The organism is Halococcus sediminicola, assembly GCF_000755245.1.
Taxonomy (GTDB): Archaea; Halobacteriota; Halobacteria; order Halobacteriales; family Halococcaceae; genus Halococcus; species Halococcus sediminicola.
In genome coordinates this window covers 427,325-441,545 of the sequence record NZ_BBMP01000022.1, presented here as the reverse complement: position 1 = coordinate 441,545, position 14,221 = coordinate 427,325, and the positions used below count along the sequence as shown (strand labels likewise).

Below are 14,221 nucleotides of genomic sequence, written 5' to 3'. Positions count from 1 at the left end.
CGTTTGCCTAAAACAGTTGCGTACCGTTTCGGAACGGCCTGCTCGCCGCCTCGTCGGGCGATTTCGGGCGAATCGATCGTCGCCCGCCACCCGTCCGGCGGCAACGCTAAATCGCTGGCTCATCTATCGAATCCATGTCCACGGTCGACTGGCGCTCGCTCCCCGACCGCCGTCCGCTCGTCACGCTCTCGTCGGTCGTCGTCGCCTGTATCCTCCTCGGCGCGGCCGGTGGTCTCATCACGGCCCCACAGATCGAGACGTGGTATTCGACGCTCGACAAGCCCGGCTTCACGCCGCCGAGTTGGGTCTTCGGGCCGGTCTGGACGGTGCTGTACGCCCTTCAGGGACTGGCCGCGTGGCTCGTCTGGAAAGCGGGTCTCGACCGCCGGCGGGTACGAATCGCGCTCGCACTGTTCACCATTCAGTTCGTCCTCAACCTCGCGTGGTCGCCGGCCTTCTTTGGTCTCGAATCGCCGATTTTGGGGCTGGCGGTCATCGTCCCGCTCTGGATCGCCATCGTCGCCACCATCGGGACCGCCGCGCGCGTCGAGCGCCGGGCCGCCGCCCTGCTGGTGCCGTATCTCGCGTGGGTCTCGTTTGCGACGGCGCTGAACTACGCCATCTGGACGCTCAACTGACTCACAGCCCCCAAAATACCGAAATGCCGAGGACCGTCACGACCGACAGCAGGATTTGAAGGGGTGCGCCGACCCGGAAGTAGTCAGTGAAGCGGTAGCCGCCCGGGCCGTACACCAGCAGGTTGGTCTGGTAGCCGATGGGCGTCATGAAGTCGGCGCTCGCTGCGAACGTGACAGCCAAAACGAACGCGAAGGGATTCGTGCCGATCTGAACCGCCGTCGCCACGCCCACCGGAATCATGAGCACGACGCTGCCGGCGTTGCTCACCACGGCGGTCGTGAGCGCCGTAATCACGTAAAACACCCAGAGCACGCCCAGCGGCGGGAGATATTGGGCGCTCTCGGCGACCAGCGCACCGATGAGGCCGGCCGCCCCGGTTTGGGAGAAGGCGATACCGAGCGGAATCAATCCCGCGAGCAGGAGGATGACGTCCCACTCGACGGCGTCGTAGAGTTCGTCGGGGTCGAGCACGCCCCCGAGCACCATCGCCACGACGCCAGCGAGCGCCGCCACGAGGATGTCGAGCACGCCGAACGCGGCCAGACCCACGACCGAGAGCACGATGCCGATGGCGACGGGCATTTTCTCGGTTCGGTAGTCGGTTCCTTCGAGTTCGCGCGCGACGATGACGTTCGGGTCGGTCGCCAGCCGCTCGATGCGCTCGGCGGTCGCCTGCACGAGAACCGTATCGCCACGGTCGAGCGCCACGTCGCCCAACCGGCGATGGAGCAACTCGGCCCCGCGGCGCAGCGACAGGGGGTTTACCCCCTCGCCGAACGGCGATTCGGCGAGTCGAACGCCGACGAGCGACGACCCCGTGGGAACGACGAGTTCGACGAAGCGCTGGCGCTCGCCCGCCGCGAAATCGCGCTCGTCCACGTCGGTCGTCGCAATCGTGAGCCCGTCCATCGTAGTGAACGCGCGGAGTTCCTCGACTCCGCCCCGCACGATGAGCGCGTCGCCCGCTTCGAGTCGCTCCGCGGCGAACGGTTCGATGCGGCCCGCGCCGTCACGAATCACCTGCACGACGGTCGGCCCGATCTCCTCGTTGACCGCCGCGACCGTCCGCCCGACGAGCGGCGATCCCTCGTCGAGAGCCACCTCGGTCAGATACTCGCTCATCTCGAACTCGGCAAGCAATCCCTCGCCGGTCGCGATGCGCTCGGGGATGAGCCGATGGCCGACCAACAGGAGATACAACGCTCCCGTGAGGAAGACGAGCGCGCCAAGTCCGGTGAACTCGAACATCGAGAAGGGATGGTCGAGCAGGCGTGCCGAGACGTCGCTGGCCACGAGGTTGGTCGAGGTTCCAATCAGGGTGAGCATGCCCCCGACCATCGAGGCGTACGACAGCGGCAACAGGAGTTTCGAGGGCGAGGTCCCGCCCTCGCGCGCCAGATCGGAGACCGCCGGAATCAGCATCGCAACGATGGGCGTGTTGTTGAGCAGCCCCGACGGAAGACCGGCGACGCCGATGACCGAAAGGAGCTGCCGGCGTTCGTCGTCGCGGGCGACGCCGGCCATCCACTTCCCGAGGCGCTGGACCGCGCCCGTCCGGCTGATGCCCGCGCTCAGGATGAACATCGCAAGCACCGTGATGGTCGCGCTGTTCGAAAACCCCGAGACACCCTCTTCGATTGAGACCTGCGTCCACGGTTCGAGCACCATCAGCGCGACCATGACGAGCAGTGCGGTGACGTCCACGGGGACGAGTTCGCTCGCAAAGAGCGCGAAGGCCATGATGGTGACGGCGAAGACGACGGCCATCCCGGTCGTTATCGGCGGTAGCTGTCCGATACTGACTGCGAGCGCGCCGAACGACATTGGGTACGTTTCGGCAGTGGGTTATTTGATTGCTGTCGTTTCCGTCCTGCTTCACTCCGCTTCGAGTGCGAGCGATGCGAGCAGCGCCTCCAACTGGAGGCGTTCGTTCGCGCCCTGCGTGATGCGGTAGTCGGTTTCTCCAACTCGTTCGAGCAGCCGCACGGTCGCTCGGTCGTCCAACTCGAACGCCCACGCAGAGCGGTGCAGTTGGTCGATGACGTCGCCGCCGCCGAGCCCCCAGTCGGTGAGCAGGTCGTCGAGTTTCGCGCGCGCAGCGGCGAAATCACCCCCGACAGCGTGCTGGACCATCGCCTCGATCTCCTCGGGGCGTGCGGCGGCCGTGATGGCGTAGACCGCCTCCTCGTCGACCGTTCCTCCCGTTGTGGCGGCGGCCTGCAACCCGTTGATGGCCTTGCGCATGTCGCCGTCGGCGGCGTACACGAGCGCATCCACGCCGTCGTCGGTGACGTCGATGCCCTCTTCACCCGCGATCGTTCGGACGTACTCGGCGACCGCCTCCTCGGGAAGTGGCCCGAACCGGAAGACCGCACAGCGCGACTGGATCGGGTCGATGATCTGACTGGAGTAGTTACACGAGAGGATGAAGCGGGTGGTGCCCGCGAACTGCTCCATCGTCCGGCGGAGCGCGGACTGGGCGTCGCTCGTCAGCGCGTCGGCCTCGTCGAGGAAGATGACCCGATAGTCGTGGCCGCCGAAACTCGCCCGCGCGAAGTTCTTGATACGGTCCCGGACGACGTCGATGCCGCGCTCGTCCGAGGCGTTGAGTTCCAAGAAATTTTCGCGCCAGTCCTCGCCATAGACCTCGCGCGCGATGGCCATCGCCGAGGTGGTTTTCCCGACGCCTGCCGGTCCCGAAAAGAGCAGATGTGGCAGGTCGTCCTGTGCGACGTAACTCCGGAGGCGTTCGGTGATGTCGTCCTGTCCGGCGACCGCCGCGAGCGTCTGTGGGCGATATTTCTCGATCCAGATCTCGCCACGGCCCCCCGACTCGCTTGCCTCGCTCATGGCAGTACGATGGGTGGCCCACTCTTAAGCCACCCGAGACCGATAGCCGCCGCCGACCGGCGAGCACGCGGACGACACGCTCAAGCGCGCTCGTCGACTCGTCTCGGCATGGTCACGGTCGACATCGTCGGCGGCGAGACCCACGAACTCGCCGTCGAGGGAACTTACGGCGACCTGCTCGACGCGGTCGGCCTGAGCCGTCACGAGGCGACGGTCCTCCGCGATGGCCGGCCCGTTCCCGCAGATGGGGAGATCGACGCCGAATTCGTGCGCGTGCTCAGGCTCATCAAGGGCGGCTGACCCGTGGACGTCCGCACCGCACGCCCGGCGGACCTCCCGGCGGTGATGAACGTGCTCGACGGCGCGTCGCTGTCGGTCGATGCCGAGAACGTCCGCGAGCGCATCGCGGCGGGCGTGGTGCTCGTTGCCGTCGCCGATGGCCGGGTCCTCGGCACGTGCGTTCTCGACGGTCGGGAAATCGACGCCATCGCCGTCCGCCGCCGACGGCGCGGGCAAGGCATCGGTACCGCGTTGGTCGAACACGCCGCCACGTCGGTCGATGGAGCACTGTGGGCCGATTTTCATCGCCGCAGCCGTCCGTTTTACGACGCGCTCGGGTTCGCGATCAAGCCGACCGACGAGCCGGACCGGTTCCGCGGGTGTCGCGAGTGAACCGAAACCGTCAGCGGCGCTCGATGCAACCGGTGATCACGCACCGATAGTACGGTTTCGGCCATCGATTGCGAGATGACGCGCTCTTCGAGGTGTTCAGCCGATACCATTCCTCGCAGGTATGCCATCTAATACATCCCATGCCACGATACCGAACTGGTCCCGCACGGCGTGAGCCGGAGCACGGAGCGAAACATCGTCTCGCCGACGCCGTTGCACACGAAATCATCCTTCTCGAACGCCGAACGAACCCTCTTCGAGAACCAGCTTTCGCCGTGTGAGTGTGGACCACCGTGCCGGCCAGCGACGCACCAGTTCGGCAGCCATCGATCGGCGCGGGCGCGCTGGCCAGCAGGCCGAACGGTGGTCTGTCCACGCCATCCCCGGACCGCTGAACGAGCGGAGTCCGGTGTCGGATCCGAACCTCTACCAGCCCTCGAACCGTCTCGTGATGCTCGAACCTCTTGCGTTTACAGTCCGCCCCGGCCCGTGATTGATGTCTCGGGATCACACAGACAAACTCGGCTACTGTCGGCCGGAAATCCGCCGTAGCCATCGTGAGACGTTTCGCTGGCTTTCGGTTGTATCGGAGCATCCCGTCACGGATTCGACCGACAGTACAGTTCCTCTCGGTGGTTGATTTTCGCCGGGTCGCTTTCACCGAGCGCGACCTCGGTCATCATCGATACTCTCTATAGCACTGTATGGTGTATGAAGATCGGTCGGTATCTCACGACGATCGTCCTATATCTTTGAGTGTGGCTAGGAAATTACCCGACACCGCCGATAAAACGACTCTCGTCGACGGTTTCGACACTTTTCACGGAACGGCTCTCATCTGCCAAACGAACTGCACTCCCCTGGCAATTAGTCGCTCCGCCGTACTTCGGTCGCGTTGAGGTCGTCGAGCGCGTCCACGACCCGCGAGAGCACGCGCTCTTGGCCCCGGCGGAGGGTGTTCGAGACCGCGGGTTTCGAGACGCCGAACTCGTCGGCGAGCGCCCCGAGGTCGGCATCGCGCGGGCGTTCGAAGTAGCCACCATCGACAGCGGCTTCGAGCGTCCGGCGCTCGGTCGCCGAGAGGTCACGACAGCCGTCGACGAGCGTCATCGCCGCGCCGACGGTCCGGACGTAGCTGCTCATCGCCGGGAGTTCGAGTTGTTCGCGCGTCTCGACGGTAAATTCGTTGTTCTTTTCGAGCGCCGCGAGCGCTCCCTCGGCGGCTCCCTCGGCGTCGAAGCCTACCTGCCAGCGCTCGCTGCCCGACTCGATCTGGAACGGACCGGTGATGTAGCCCTCGTGGTCTCGAATCACGCCCATCGCGTCCGTCGTCGGGATCGTCGAGCGGATGCGCGCGACGCCGTCGCGTTTGGCCACCAGTTCGTAATCGAGGATTTCGTCGCGGGCGCGCAGCGTCCGGAGTCCCGCATCGAGGCTCGTCCTGTCCGCGCCCTCGACGACCATCCGGGTTTCGAGTTCCGCCGCCGTGCGGTCGAACTCCCAGTTCAGCGTCGAGAAGGCCACCCTGTGGTCGTCGGTCGCCGCGATGTACGGGCAGTCGTACTGCTCGACGTCGAGCGTGAGTTCGAGCATGTGCTGTTCGACGGATGGTGCTTCGCTGACGGGCAAAACGCTTTCGCCGCCCATACCACATCAGACGAGCGGCGTGACCAACTCCCGACCGGCGTCGAGCAACTCCCCGACTCGCTCTTCGCTTTCGGCTTCGGCATACACCCGCAACACGGGTTCGGTGCCGCTGGGACGAACGAGTAGCCACGCGCCGCTGTCGAGCAGGATCTTGAACCCGTCTTTGGTGACCACCTCCGCCACCGCCTCGCCCGCGACGCGCTCGGGCAGTTCTCCCTCCAACTCGTCGAGTACCCGTGTTTTCTCGCTCTCAGGACACTCGACGCTGACCTTCGACTGGTGGATTTCTCCATACTCTTCGAGTAAGCGATCCACCCGGTTGTCGAGCGATTCTTCCTTTTCGGCGGCCGCCGCGAGCAGCGCTAGCAGTACCCCATCCTTCTCGCGGATGTGACCACGAACCGAGAACCCACCCGACTCCTCGCCGCCGACGAGCGCGTCGTGCTCGGCCATCGCCCGCGCGACCCACTTGAACCCGACCGCGGTCTCGACGACTTCCTCACCGTGGGCCTCGGCGACCCTGTCCACGAGAAACGTCGTCGAGACGGTCCGGACTGCGGGACCCGAATCCGATTCGAGGAGGTAGTCGTACAGCGCGGCGAAAAACAGGTTCTCGTCGAGATAGCCCCGTTCCGGGGTGACGACTGCGAGCCGGTCGGCGTCGCCGTCGTTGGCGATGCCGAGATTCGCCGCGCCATCCCGGACGCACGCTTCCAGTTCTGTGAGATGCTCGGAGTTTGGCTCGGGCGGCGTGCCGCCGAAATCCGGTGCGCGCTCGCAGCGCAGTCGCTTGACCGACGCCCCTGCCCGCGAGAGCAGTTCGTCGGTGACGCCGCGACCGCTGCCGTGCATGGCGTCGTAGGCGACGGTGAGACCGTCGAGTGCGCTTTTTCCATAGTCGCCGGCGAGGTCGCGGGCGTGCTCGGCGTGCGAGGCGACGAAATCAACCTCTCGAACGGTTCCCCACTCCCCTTCGGGCAGCGCCTCCGGCTCGGCGAGGTTCGCCTCGATTGTTTCGGTTGTCTCGGGCAGGGCGGGCGCGCCGTCGTCGGGGATGAACTTCACGCCGTTGTAGTCGGCGGGGTTGTGCGAGGCCGTGACCATCAGCCCGCCCGCCAGTTCGCGCTCGTCGATGGCCCACGCGAGCAGCGGCGTCGGGCGGTCGCGCTCGGGGAGCAGGACGTCGAATCCGTTGGCCGCGAGCACCCGTGAGAGGTCCTCGGCGAATCCCCTGGAGGTCTCGCGGGCGTCGTAGCAGACGCCCACTGGCGCGCTGTGACCTGCCTCGCGGAGGTGTGTAGCGACCGCCTGCCCGACCATCCGCACGCGCGGCGCGGTGAAGGTGTCGAGCGTCGCCCGCCAGCCGTCGGTGCCGAAGGAGATGGCGTCCATGCCTCGGGTGTCGCCGCCGTGAACAAAAGCTTCCCGTCACTCGCACAGCCGTTCCTTCTCCGCCCGCGACAGCCGCTTGATCTCGTGTTCGCGCGATAACGCGGTTCCTCTCGACTCGAACTCCTCGGTGTGGCGACACTCGACGGGCGTCCGTCCGCGGGTGTACTTCGCCCCCTCGCTGGCGTTGTGTTCGCCGACGCGGCGCTCGACGTCGGTCGTGTAGCCCGTGTAGAGGGTGCCGTCGCTACACTCGACGATGTAGACGTGGTGGCTCACGGGGACCGTTCAGGCGTTCTTCGCGCGCTCTTTGGCCGCCTCGGCGATGCCGGCGTTGGCCGCACAGCCGGGACAGGCGAACAGCCGACCGTGCTCGTCGGCGAACACCCGTTCGAAGCGCTCCGAGACGTGCTCTCCACAGTAATTGCATTCTGGCATATGAGGTGTGTTGGCAGTCCTCCTGCCGGTGGAAATACTAGGGTCTCACGCGGTAAATACCCTTTCCGCGGCGGTATCGCCGGCGCACGACCGTACTCCCGGCGGACGATTTCACTCATCACCGGGCCCCGTCGAGTACCCGCGCTATCAACCCCGCCTGTGCGCCCGCGACGAACCCCGCATCGATGTTCACCGTGGTCAACGCGGTACACGACTGGAGCGCCCCCGATAGAGCGGCCTCGCCCTCCCCTCCATAGCCGTAGCCCGAGGCGATTGGTAGGGCGATGACAGGTATATCGACGAGACCCGCCAGCACCGTGGGCAGCGCCCCCTCGCGTCCGGCGGCGACCACCAGGACGTCCGCCCCTCGAATCCCGTCGAGGTCGTCGAGCAGTCTGTGCAGGCCGGCGACACCCACGTCGTCGTAGCGCTCGACGGTCGCTCCCATCTCGCGGGCGATCACTGCTGCCTCGCCGGCCGGTCCCCCATCGACCGTGCCCGCCGTGACGACGCCGACGACGGCGTCGAGGCTGGGCGGCTCGTACTCCGGCGTGTGCGCCCGGAGCACGCCCGCTCGTTCGTCGTGTATGGTCTCCGCTTCGGGCCACTTTTCCGAGACCCCTGCTCGCACCACTGCGGCCGTCTCGTCGTCGATTCGCGTCGCCAGCCCGCGACCCGTGGTTTCGAGCGCGAGATCGAGCAGTTCGACCACTTCCTCGTCCTCTTTCCCTTCGGCGAACACCGCCTCCGGCAGCCCGCTTCGTGCCTCGCGGGCGGCGTCGAAGCGCCCGCTCTCGCCCGTCGCGTAGCCCGCGAGCCGCGCCTCGGCGGTCGCCACCGAGATGTCGCCCGCCGCGAGCGCCGCCAGCGTTTCGTGCATGACCCCGCTCGGGGTTCGACACACTACTTCCCATCGACTCCGCCACCGACCGTCCCGACTCAGCGAAAAACCGCCCGAGGGAAGCACGAACGGATCGTCTCGGCGAACGAGCGTTTTCGAACCGACGACATCGGTGCTCGCGTTCGACCACGCGCGAACCGCTTCGAGAGTGCCGATATCGAACGATTATGGGAATATTTATAAAGCGCCCTTCTGAAAACGACTTTGTATGGCAGACCTGATCGTCAAAGCCGCCGTCAAGGATGAGCTGAGCGACATGAACGTCTCGTCGGACTTCTACGACGCCCTCGACGAGGAGGTTTCGACGCTGCTCGAAAACGCCGCCCGTCGCGCCGACGAGAACGACCGAAAGACCGTCCAGCCGCGCGACCTGTAAGGTCGAACCCCCGATTTTTCGGTCATCTCGCCGCCAGCGACAGCGCTCGATTCATCGCGCGCCGTGACCGGCACGCGGCCGCATCGAGCGCTTGGACCGGCGGAGAAACCGGCAGACCGTGCACGAGCGTACCGTGGCCTATATATTGGATGCCACGAAATCACACTCCATGCCGGAATGCCAAAACTGTGGTGCGTTCGTGACGGCGGCCTACGCGCGAGTGTTCACCCCGAGCGGCATCGACGAACCACGCGTCTGTCCCCAGTGTGAGGACAAGATCCGCGACGGTGCGGAGGTCAGGCAGGCGCGCTCGACGCGACGAAGCTGAACCGGCCTACTTCTCTCGTGCGTCCTCGACGATAGCGCCCGCTCTCTCGAACAGTGCCTCGCAGCGCCCGTCGTCGCGCGCCTCGGCGGTGATCCGCACCAGCGGCTGGGTCCCGCTCGCGCGCACCAGCACCCAGCCGTCGTCGAAATCGACCCGAACCCCGTCGAGCGTTCGCACCGCCTCGTACTCCCCTGTCACTCGCTCCTCGACGCGCTCCATCACTCCACCCTTGTCCGTGACTTCGATGCTCTCGCGCCGGATCGGGTACGTCTCGATCTCGTCGACGCGCTCGGCGAGCGAGCGCTCGGCGGCGAGGGCCACCAACCGGCAGGCCGCGAGCGGGCCGTCCGGACACAGAGTCTGAGCGGGCCATATCCACGCGCCGCTCGGCTCGCCGCCGAATACCACGTCCGCGTCGGTGGCGCGCTCGGCGACGAAGACGTCGCCCACTCTCGTGTGGGTGACCGACGCCGCCGGCGCGAGCGCGTCGTCGACCGCGAGGCTCGTGTCCACGGGGACGGCGACCTGGGGATCGCCGACGTTGCTCTCGGCGACCGCCTCACGGGCGAACAGCGCGAGCAGGACGTCGCCGGAGATGAACTCCCCGTCGTCGGTTACGGCCCGCAAGCGGTCGGCGTCGCCGTCGTGGGCGAGTCCCACTGCAGCATTGCTCGCCTCGACGAGCGCACGTAGCGATTCGCAGTTCTCGGCGGTGGGTTCGGAGGGCCGTCCCGGAAAGGAGCCGTCGGGCTGGGCGTTGAGCGTCTCGACCTCGCAGCCGAGCCGCTGGAGGGCGTCGACCGTGACGCCGCCGGCACCGTTGCCGAGATCGACGATTACTGATGCGGGGTCGTCGATCTCGATCTCGCCGAGTACGTTCAGGTGGTACTCACCCGCGTCGATCTCGCGTCGCTCGCCGAGATCGTCCCACGGGACGAGGTTCGACTCGCCCTCGCGCACGCGCCGAGAAATTTCCTCGCGACGCTTCTCGTCGAAGGCCTGTCCGCTCGGCTGCCAGAGCTTGAGCCCGTTGTCCGGTGCCGGGTTGTGACTCGCCGTCACCGAGACGCCGGCCTCGGCGTCCTGCCAGCCGACCGCCCTGGCCACGGTCGGGGTCGCCGCGAGGCCCGCGTCCAGTACATCGGTACCCGATTCTCGCAGGCCGGCGGTCAGCGCGTCAGTGAGGAGACGACCGCTCTCGCGGGGGTCGCGCCCAACGACGACGCGCTCGCAGTCGACGCCGAGCGCGCGCCCCACGTCGAGGGCGAGCGCCGCGGTGACCTCCTCACCGACCGGTCCACGGATGCCGCTGGTGCCGAACATAGTAGTTCGAATGCCGAGCCGTACAAAACGCTGACTCACGCGAGCGGCGAGCCGATACGAACGCTCTTTCGGATGGCCGTCTCACACGACCCATGACCGTCGTACTCGTTCGCCACGGCGAGACCGACTGGAACGCCGAGCGACGCCTCCAGGGCTGGGCACCGACGCCGCTGTCCGAGCGCGGGCGCGAACAGGCCACCCGCGTCGGCGAACACCTCGCCGCGCGCTACGAATTCGATAGAACCGTGGCCTCGGACCTCCGGCGGACCCGCGAGACGGCCGAGCGCATCCACCGGGCGGGCGTGGACCCCGAGTCCACGTTCGAGAAACGCTGGCGCGAGCGCGATTTCGGCGTCTATCAGGGACTGACCTACGAGACGATGTTCGAGGAGTATCCCGAGTTCTCCGTGGGCCAGTCGGGCGAGGCGGCGCTCGCGGCGACGCCCGAGCGCGGCGAGAGTTTGCTCGACCTGCGCGAGCGCGTGCTGGCCGGCTTCGATGCGCTCGCTGTCGACGAAACGGTGCTGGTCGTCACCCACGGCGGGCCGCTGTACGCGGTCTGCAGCCACGTCATGGGACTCGACTACGCGACGATCATCGACGAGCACTCACAGGACAACTGCGCGGTGAACGAACTCCAACCAACTGCGGAGACGTTCGAGCTGGTGCGCCGAAACGACACGAGCTATCGGGAGTCGGTGTAGAGCCGGTCGATCGCCCTACCGCTGGGACTCCCGGAGGATGAGCGGCTCGATGGCGAGCGTCCGCTTGGCGAGCGTCACGATGCGTGAGACGTACGAGACGAGCAGGAAGAAAGGGAGTAGGGTTATCGTCAGCGTCACGCCGACCAGGAAGGCGATGTTCTCGACGCCGAGCGTGCTCCCCGTGAGCGTTCCCGCCTCGCCGATGACCGTCATGATGCCCGCGACGGCGAGTGCCGGCATCGCCGCGTAGAGTATCAACTGCGACAGCGACGTCAACGCCCACTCGAAGTACAGCGTCTTCACGTGTTCGCGTGCCGGCCCGAACATCGACAGCGCGGTCTTCAGTTCGTGAAGCAGTTCGTTTTCGGGCTGGCCGAGGTCCTCCTCGTGGTCGTGGAGCAGCCGTTCGACCTGGAATATCTTCCAGCCGTAGTTGAAGTTCAGTGCCGCGAAGGTCACGTCGAAATCGCCGAAGGTCCCCCCTTCGAGCTGCTCGCGGACCTCCTCGGAGTTGCCGATGACGCTCTGGGTGAACTGGTCGACCTCCCAGCGGAGTTGGTCGCTCTCGATGTCACCGAACTCCTCGCGGACCGCCTCGGCGCGCTCCTGACAGACGTCGATGAGGTTCCGGAGGAACGCGGATGGATCGGCGGGACTCGGCGAGCCGACGAGTTCCTCGGTGTAGTCCCGGAAGTCCATCGAGTCCTCCATGCGCTTTCGCTGGTCACCGAGCGGGCCGTTCTCCTGTGAGAGCACGAGCTGGGAGATGGTGACGACGAGCGTCACGCCGGTGATGACGGCGCTGATCATCGTCGAAAACAGCGTGTCGATCGTGTCGCTGTTGTTGAGTTGGGGGATCAACGGCGGTGGCAACACCGTGATGCCGATGACGAAGACGACGAAGAAGGCGACCGCGAGCCCGCCCGTGAGGACGAGTCGGTTCGCCTTCAGCAGTATCCAGAGTTTGACGCGGCTCTCGTCGGCTCGCGCCCGCATCGTGTTCGCCGTACTGACGTCGACGTCGGTATCGACGTTCGACTCGTCGACCTCGGCCGTCACGGGGCATCCTCTGACTGTTCGGCACACGGTCGCTCGAAGACCATGTACTTGGTACCGCCGCTCGAATAGTCGATGGTCTCGACGAGTCGCCAGCCGTCGGCCGCGAGGGCGTTGATCTCGGCTTTCGGGTTCGCGGCCTCCTTTTTCGTCTCGTCGCGCGGCGGTCTGATGATTTCGTACTCCCATCTCGGCGGGGAGTCCGGGTCGTCCATACGCCACCCAGAGCCGTCGGCGCTAAAAGTCCCTCCGTCCCGACTCAGGGGATCCGGTCGCCGCCCGTCGAGACGTTGAGCGAATCGAGCGTCGTCGAATTCACGCTATTGGAGGCGACGAGCGTCGTGTTCTTGTTGGTCGGGATCCAGAGCGCGACGACCGACTGGCCCGACGCGACGCTCACCGTGTCGTACTCTCGTCCGTCCGCGCCGATTATCGTTATCGTCGTGACGTCGCCCGCCGTCGGCGTCGAAGCCAGCGTGGCGTTGGCGCGAACGTGCTCGCTCGCCCACGGTTCGTCCACCGAGACGCTCTCGAAGACCGCCGACCCGCCCGTGTCGGCCGCGATCGTCGGGTCGAGCGTGAGACAGCCGCTCGAAACGACGACGAGGACGACGAGAACGGCGAGAGCGCGACGTGGAAGACCGGCCATACTCATCGTTCAGCGGTGGCGATGAAAACGATTCTGGTCGCTGTAGCCGCCGCAGCCGTCCCGCCCGCGGTCAGTTCCACTCGGCCATCGCCGCCAGCACGATCCCGTATCCCAACACGAGCGCGACCAGACCGGTCACCAGCGCGATCTCGACGGCACCGCTCGCGCCGGAACCGATGGCGACGACCGCGCCCGTCGCACCGGCGACCACCCCTGCCTCTGCCTGCCGCGTGTCGTCGAAGCTCTCCCGATCGAGACGAAGCGCCATGTGGAACACGTCTTCGCGAACTGTTGTAAAATTTCGGACGACTATCGGGTTCGACGTGGGTCAGTCCTCGGCGGTCGGGTACTCCGCACCGAGGTCGAGGTCAGTGTCGGTCTCGGCGGGGCTCACACTTCCAGTTCGATACCCCTCTAGGTCGAGCGTCACGTGCTCGAAACCGATGTCCGAGAGATGCTCGCGGGCCGCCCGGGCGAAGTCGGGGTCGAGCGCGCGCTCCAACTCCGCGGGCGCGACCTCGATGCGGGCCAGTCCGTCGTGGTCGCGCACACGAAACTGCTCGAACCCCCACGTTCGGAGCAGGGTTTCGGCCTTCTCGACGCGCGTCAGGCGCTCCTCGGTGACTTCCAACCCTGTGGGGATCCGCGAGGAGAGACACGCCATCGAGGGCTTTTCCGACACCGACAATCCATAGTCGCGGGCGATCTCCCTGACTTCCTCCTTCGTGATGTCGTGTTCGAGCAGCGGCGAGTACGCATCGAGTTCCTCGACCGCGCGCAGGCCGGGGCGGTGGCCCTCGCCGGGGTCCGAGGCGTTCGTGCCGTCACAGACAGTCGAAATTCCCAACTCGCGGGCGGCGTCGAACATGGCCGACAGCCGCATCGTCCGGCAGTGATAGCAGCGTTCGCCGTCGTTTCTGACGAATTCATCACTACTGAGTTCCGAGAACTCGACGATCTCGTGGCGGATCCCGATTTCGTCGACCACTCGTTTCGTATCCTCGAGTTCGGCGTCGGGCAGCGTCTCGCTCTTTGCGGTGCAGGCCACCGCGTCGTCGCCGAGCGCGTCGTGGGCCAGCGCCGCGACCACGCTCGAATCCACCCCGCCCGAGAAGGCGACGAGCACGCCGTCGCGGTCGGCGAGGTCCTCGCGAGCGGCGGTCGCCTTGTCTGCGACGCTCATGCCACCCGTCGGGGGCCATGCGTCAAAAGCACGGCGCTCGTGTGCTGCCCGGATGGTTTTTGCCCC

Annotated in this window: 20 protein-coding genes; 7 read left to right on the top strand and 13 right to left on the bottom strand. The window is 66.4% G+C overall.

Translation table 11 applies throughout. The features are described 5' to 3' along the window. The first annotated feature begins 134 nt into the window (after positions 1-134). Positions 135-638, top strand: coding sequence for a TspO/MBR family protein (locus ACP97_RS11435; RefSeq protein WP_049997940.1), 504 nt, complete (start codon positions 135-137; stop codon positions 636-638). 1 nt (position 639) lies between these two features. On the opposite strand, the gene ACP97_RS11430 is transcribed toward ACP97_RS11435, so the two are convergent. Next, entirely contained in the window at positions 640-2,463 is a 1,824-nt protein-coding gene (locus tag ACP97_RS11430; protein WP_237561152.1) for an SLC13 family permease, read from the bottom strand. Between the two features lie 51 nt (positions 2,464-2,514). Then, a complete protein-coding gene (locus ACP97_RS11425) occupies positions 2,515-3,489 on the bottom strand; it encodes a replication factor C small subunit (protein ID WP_049997939.1) in 975 nt (324 codons plus the stop codon). Between the two features lie 108 nt (positions 3,490-3,597). Here ACP97_RS11425 and samp2 point away from each other — a divergent pair, with 108 nt between their 5' ends. The 3 genes from samp2 (at position 3,598) to ACP97_RS11410 (ending at position 4,654) form a co-directional block, all read left to right on the top strand. Continuing rightward, the gene (gene samp2 / locus ACP97_RS11420; protein ID WP_049997938.1) at positions 3,598-3,789 is read left to right on the top strand and encodes a ubiquitin-like small modifier protein SAMP2; all 192 of its coding nucleotides are present in this window, start codon (positions 3,598-3,600) and stop codon (positions 3,787-3,789) included. A 3-nt stretch (positions 3,790-3,792) separates the two neighbouring features. Next, entirely contained in the window at positions 3,793-4,161 is a 369-nt protein-coding gene (locus ACP97_RS11415; protein WP_049997937.1) for a GNAT family N-acetyltransferase, read from the top strand. Positions 4,162-4,444: 283 nt separating this feature from the next. Next, positions 4,445-4,654: a hypothetical protein gene (locus ACP97_RS11410; RefSeq protein ID WP_049997936.1), complete on the top strand. Its 210-nt coding sequence runs from the start codon at positions 4,445-4,447 to the stop codon at positions 4,652-4,654. A gap of 374 nt (positions 4,655-5,028) precedes the next feature. On the opposite strand, the gene ACP97_RS11405 is transcribed toward ACP97_RS11410, so the two are convergent. The 5 genes from ACP97_RS11405 to larB form a co-directional block, all read right to left on the bottom strand. Then, positions 5,029-5,754: a helix-turn-helix domain-containing protein gene (locus ACP97_RS11405; protein WP_049998491.1), complete on the bottom strand. Its 726-nt coding sequence runs from the start codon at positions 5,752-5,754 to the stop codon at positions 5,029-5,031. 60 nt (positions 5,755-5,814) lie between these two features. After that, positions 5,815-7,200: a phosphoglucomutase/phosphomannomutase family protein gene (locus ACP97_RS11400; protein ID WP_049997935.1), complete on the bottom strand. Its 1,386-nt coding sequence runs from the start codon at positions 7,198-7,200 to the stop codon at positions 5,815-5,817. A gap of 36 nt (positions 7,201-7,236) precedes the next feature. Next, complete coding sequence (locus ACP97_RS11395; RefSeq protein ID WP_049997934.1) at positions 7,237-7,476, bottom strand: GIY-YIG nuclease family protein; 240 nt, start codon at positions 7,474-7,476, stop codon at positions 7,237-7,239. 9 nt (positions 7,477-7,485) lie between these two features. Then, on the bottom strand, positions 7,486-7,635 hold the full coding sequence (locus tag ACP97_RS20450) for a DUF7563 family protein (RefSeq protein ID WP_202593601.1): 150 nt from the start codon (positions 7,633-7,635) through the stop codon (positions 7,486-7,488). Between the two features lie 118 nt (positions 7,636-7,753). Then, positions 7,754-8,515 (bottom strand): nickel pincer cofactor biosynthesis protein LarB, encoded by a 762-nt coding sequence (gene larB / locus ACP97_RS11390; protein ID WP_049997933.1) that lies wholly within the window; start codon positions 8,513-8,515, stop codon positions 7,754-7,756. A 229-nt stretch (positions 8,516-8,744) separates the two neighbouring features. On the opposite strand from larB, the gene ACP97_RS11385 reads away from it, so the two are divergent. Both ACP97_RS11385 and ACP97_RS20445 read left to right on the top strand, forming a co-directional pair. Further along, positions 8,745-8,912 carry a DNA-binding protein gene (locus ACP97_RS11385; protein ID WP_049997932.1) on the top strand — a complete coding sequence of 56 codons (168 nt, stop codon included), beginning with the start codon at positions 8,745-8,747 and terminating at the stop codon, positions 8,910-8,912. A 169-nt stretch (positions 8,913-9,081) separates the two neighbouring features. Then, on the top strand, positions 9,082-9,240 hold the full coding sequence (locus ACP97_RS20445) for a DUF7563 family protein (RefSeq protein WP_202593600.1): 159 nt from the start codon (positions 9,082-9,084) through the stop codon (positions 9,238-9,240). Between the two features lie 6 nt (positions 9,241-9,246). On the opposite strand, the gene glmM is transcribed toward ACP97_RS20445, so the two are convergent. After that, a complete protein-coding gene (glmM, locus tag ACP97_RS11380; protein ID WP_049997931.1) occupies positions 9,247-10,563 on the bottom strand; it encodes a phosphoglucosamine mutase in 1,317 nt (438 codons plus the stop codon). A gap of 92 nt (positions 10,564-10,655) precedes the next feature. Between glmM and ACP97_RS11375 the strand changes: the two genes are divergently transcribed. Beyond that, a complete protein-coding gene (locus ACP97_RS11375; RefSeq protein WP_049997930.1) occupies positions 10,656-11,267 on the top strand; it encodes a histidine phosphatase family protein in 612 nt (203 codons plus the stop codon). 15 nt (positions 11,268-11,282) lie between these two features. Here ACP97_RS11375 and ACP97_RS11370 read toward each other — a convergent pair whose 3' ends face one another. The 5 genes from ACP97_RS11370 to larE all read right to left on the bottom strand — a co-directional run bounded on the left by ACP97_RS11370 (position 11,283) and on the right by larE (position 14,155). Beyond that, complete coding sequence (locus tag ACP97_RS11370; protein ID WP_049997929.1) at positions 11,283-12,326, bottom strand: hypothetical protein; 1,044 nt, start codon at positions 12,324-12,326, stop codon at positions 11,283-11,285. Then, positions 12,323-12,538: a DUF4177 domain-containing protein gene (locus ACP97_RS11365; RefSeq protein ID WP_049997928.1), complete on the bottom strand. Its 216-nt coding sequence runs from the start codon at positions 12,536-12,538 to the stop codon at positions 12,323-12,325. Before ACP97_RS11365 ends, ACP97_RS11370 begins: the two co-directional genes overlap by 4 nt. A 44-nt stretch (positions 12,539-12,582) precedes the next feature. Further along, positions 12,583-12,972 carry a hypothetical protein gene (locus tag ACP97_RS11360; protein ID WP_049997927.1) on the bottom strand — a complete coding sequence of 130 codons (390 nt, stop codon included), beginning with the start codon at positions 12,970-12,972 and terminating at the stop codon, positions 12,583-12,585. A 70-nt stretch (positions 12,973-13,042) separates the two neighbouring features. Next, a complete protein-coding gene (locus tag ACP97_RS11355; RefSeq protein ID WP_049997926.1) occupies positions 13,043-13,240 on the bottom strand; it encodes a hypothetical protein in 198 nt (65 codons plus the stop codon). 60 nt (positions 13,241-13,300) lie between these two features. After that, on the bottom strand, positions 13,301-14,155 hold the full coding sequence (larE, locus tag ACP97_RS11350; RefSeq protein WP_049997925.1) for an ATP-dependent sacrificial sulfur transferase LarE: 855 nt from the start codon (positions 14,153-14,155) through the stop codon (positions 13,301-13,303). Positions 14,156-14,221: the final 66 nt, after the last annotated feature.

What these genes read in the sequence shown, in the direction of transcription:
- ACP97_RS11435 (WP_049997940.1), top strand. Translation starts at nt 135, where the DNA reads ATGTCCACGGTCGACTGGCGCTCGCTCCCCGACCGCCGTCCGCTCGTC.
- ACP97_RS11430 (WP_237561152.1), bottom strand. Translation starts at nt 2,463, where the DNA reads ATGTCGTTCGGCGCGCTCGCAGTCAGTATCGGACAGCTACCGCCGATA.
- ACP97_RS11425 (WP_049997939.1), bottom strand. Translation starts at nt 3,489, where the DNA reads ATGAGCGAGGCAAGCGAGTCGGGGGGCCGTGGCGAGATCTGGATCGAG.
- samp2 (WP_049997938.1), top strand. Translation starts at nt 3,598, where the DNA reads ATGGTCACGGTCGACATCGTCGGCGGCGAGACCCACGAACTCGCCGTC.
- ACP97_RS11405 (WP_049998491.1), bottom strand. Translation starts at nt 5,754, where the DNA reads ATGCTCGAACTCACGCTCGACGTCGAGCAGTACGACTGCCCGTACATC.
- ACP97_RS11400 (WP_049997935.1), bottom strand. Translation starts at nt 7,200, where the DNA reads ATGGACGCCATCTCCTTCGGCACCGACGGCTGGCGGGCGACGCTCGAC.
- ACP97_RS20450 (WP_202593601.1), bottom strand. Translation starts at nt 7,635, where the DNA reads ATGCCAGAATGCAATTACTGTGGAGAGCACGTCTCGGAGCGCTTCGAA.
- larB (WP_049997933.1), bottom strand. Translation starts at nt 8,515, where the DNA reads ATGCACGAAACGCTGGCGGCGCTCGCGGCGGGCGACATCTCGGTGGCG.
- ACP97_RS11385 (WP_049997932.1), top strand. Translation starts at nt 8,745, where the DNA reads ATGGCAGACCTGATCGTCAAAGCCGCCGTCAAGGATGAGCTGAGCGAC.
- ACP97_RS20445 (WP_202593600.1), top strand. Translation starts at nt 9,082, where the DNA reads ATGCCGGAATGCCAAAACTGTGGTGCGTTCGTGACGGCGGCCTACGCG.
- glmM (WP_049997931.1), bottom strand. Translation starts at nt 10,563, where the DNA reads ATGTTCGGCACCAGCGGCATCCGTGGACCGGTCGGTGAGGAGGTCACC.
- ACP97_RS11375 (WP_049997930.1), top strand. Translation starts at nt 10,656, where the DNA reads ATGACCGTCGTACTCGTTCGCCACGGCGAGACCGACTGGAACGCCGAG.
- ACP97_RS11365 (WP_049997928.1), bottom strand. Translation starts at nt 12,538, where the DNA reads ATGGACGACCCGGACTCCCCGCCGAGATGGGAGTACGAAATCATCAGA.
- ACP97_RS11360 (WP_049997927.1), bottom strand. Translation starts at nt 12,972, where the DNA reads ATGGCCGGTCTTCCACGTCGCGCTCTCGCCGTTCTCGTCGTCCTCGTC.
- ACP97_RS11355 (WP_049997926.1), bottom strand. Translation starts at nt 13,240, where the DNA reads ATGGCGCTTCGTCTCGATCGGGAGAGCTTCGACGACACGCGGCAGGCA.
- larE (WP_049997925.1), bottom strand. Translation starts at nt 14,155, where the DNA reads ATGAGCGTCGCAGACAAGGCGACCGCCGCTCGCGAGGACCTCGCCGAC.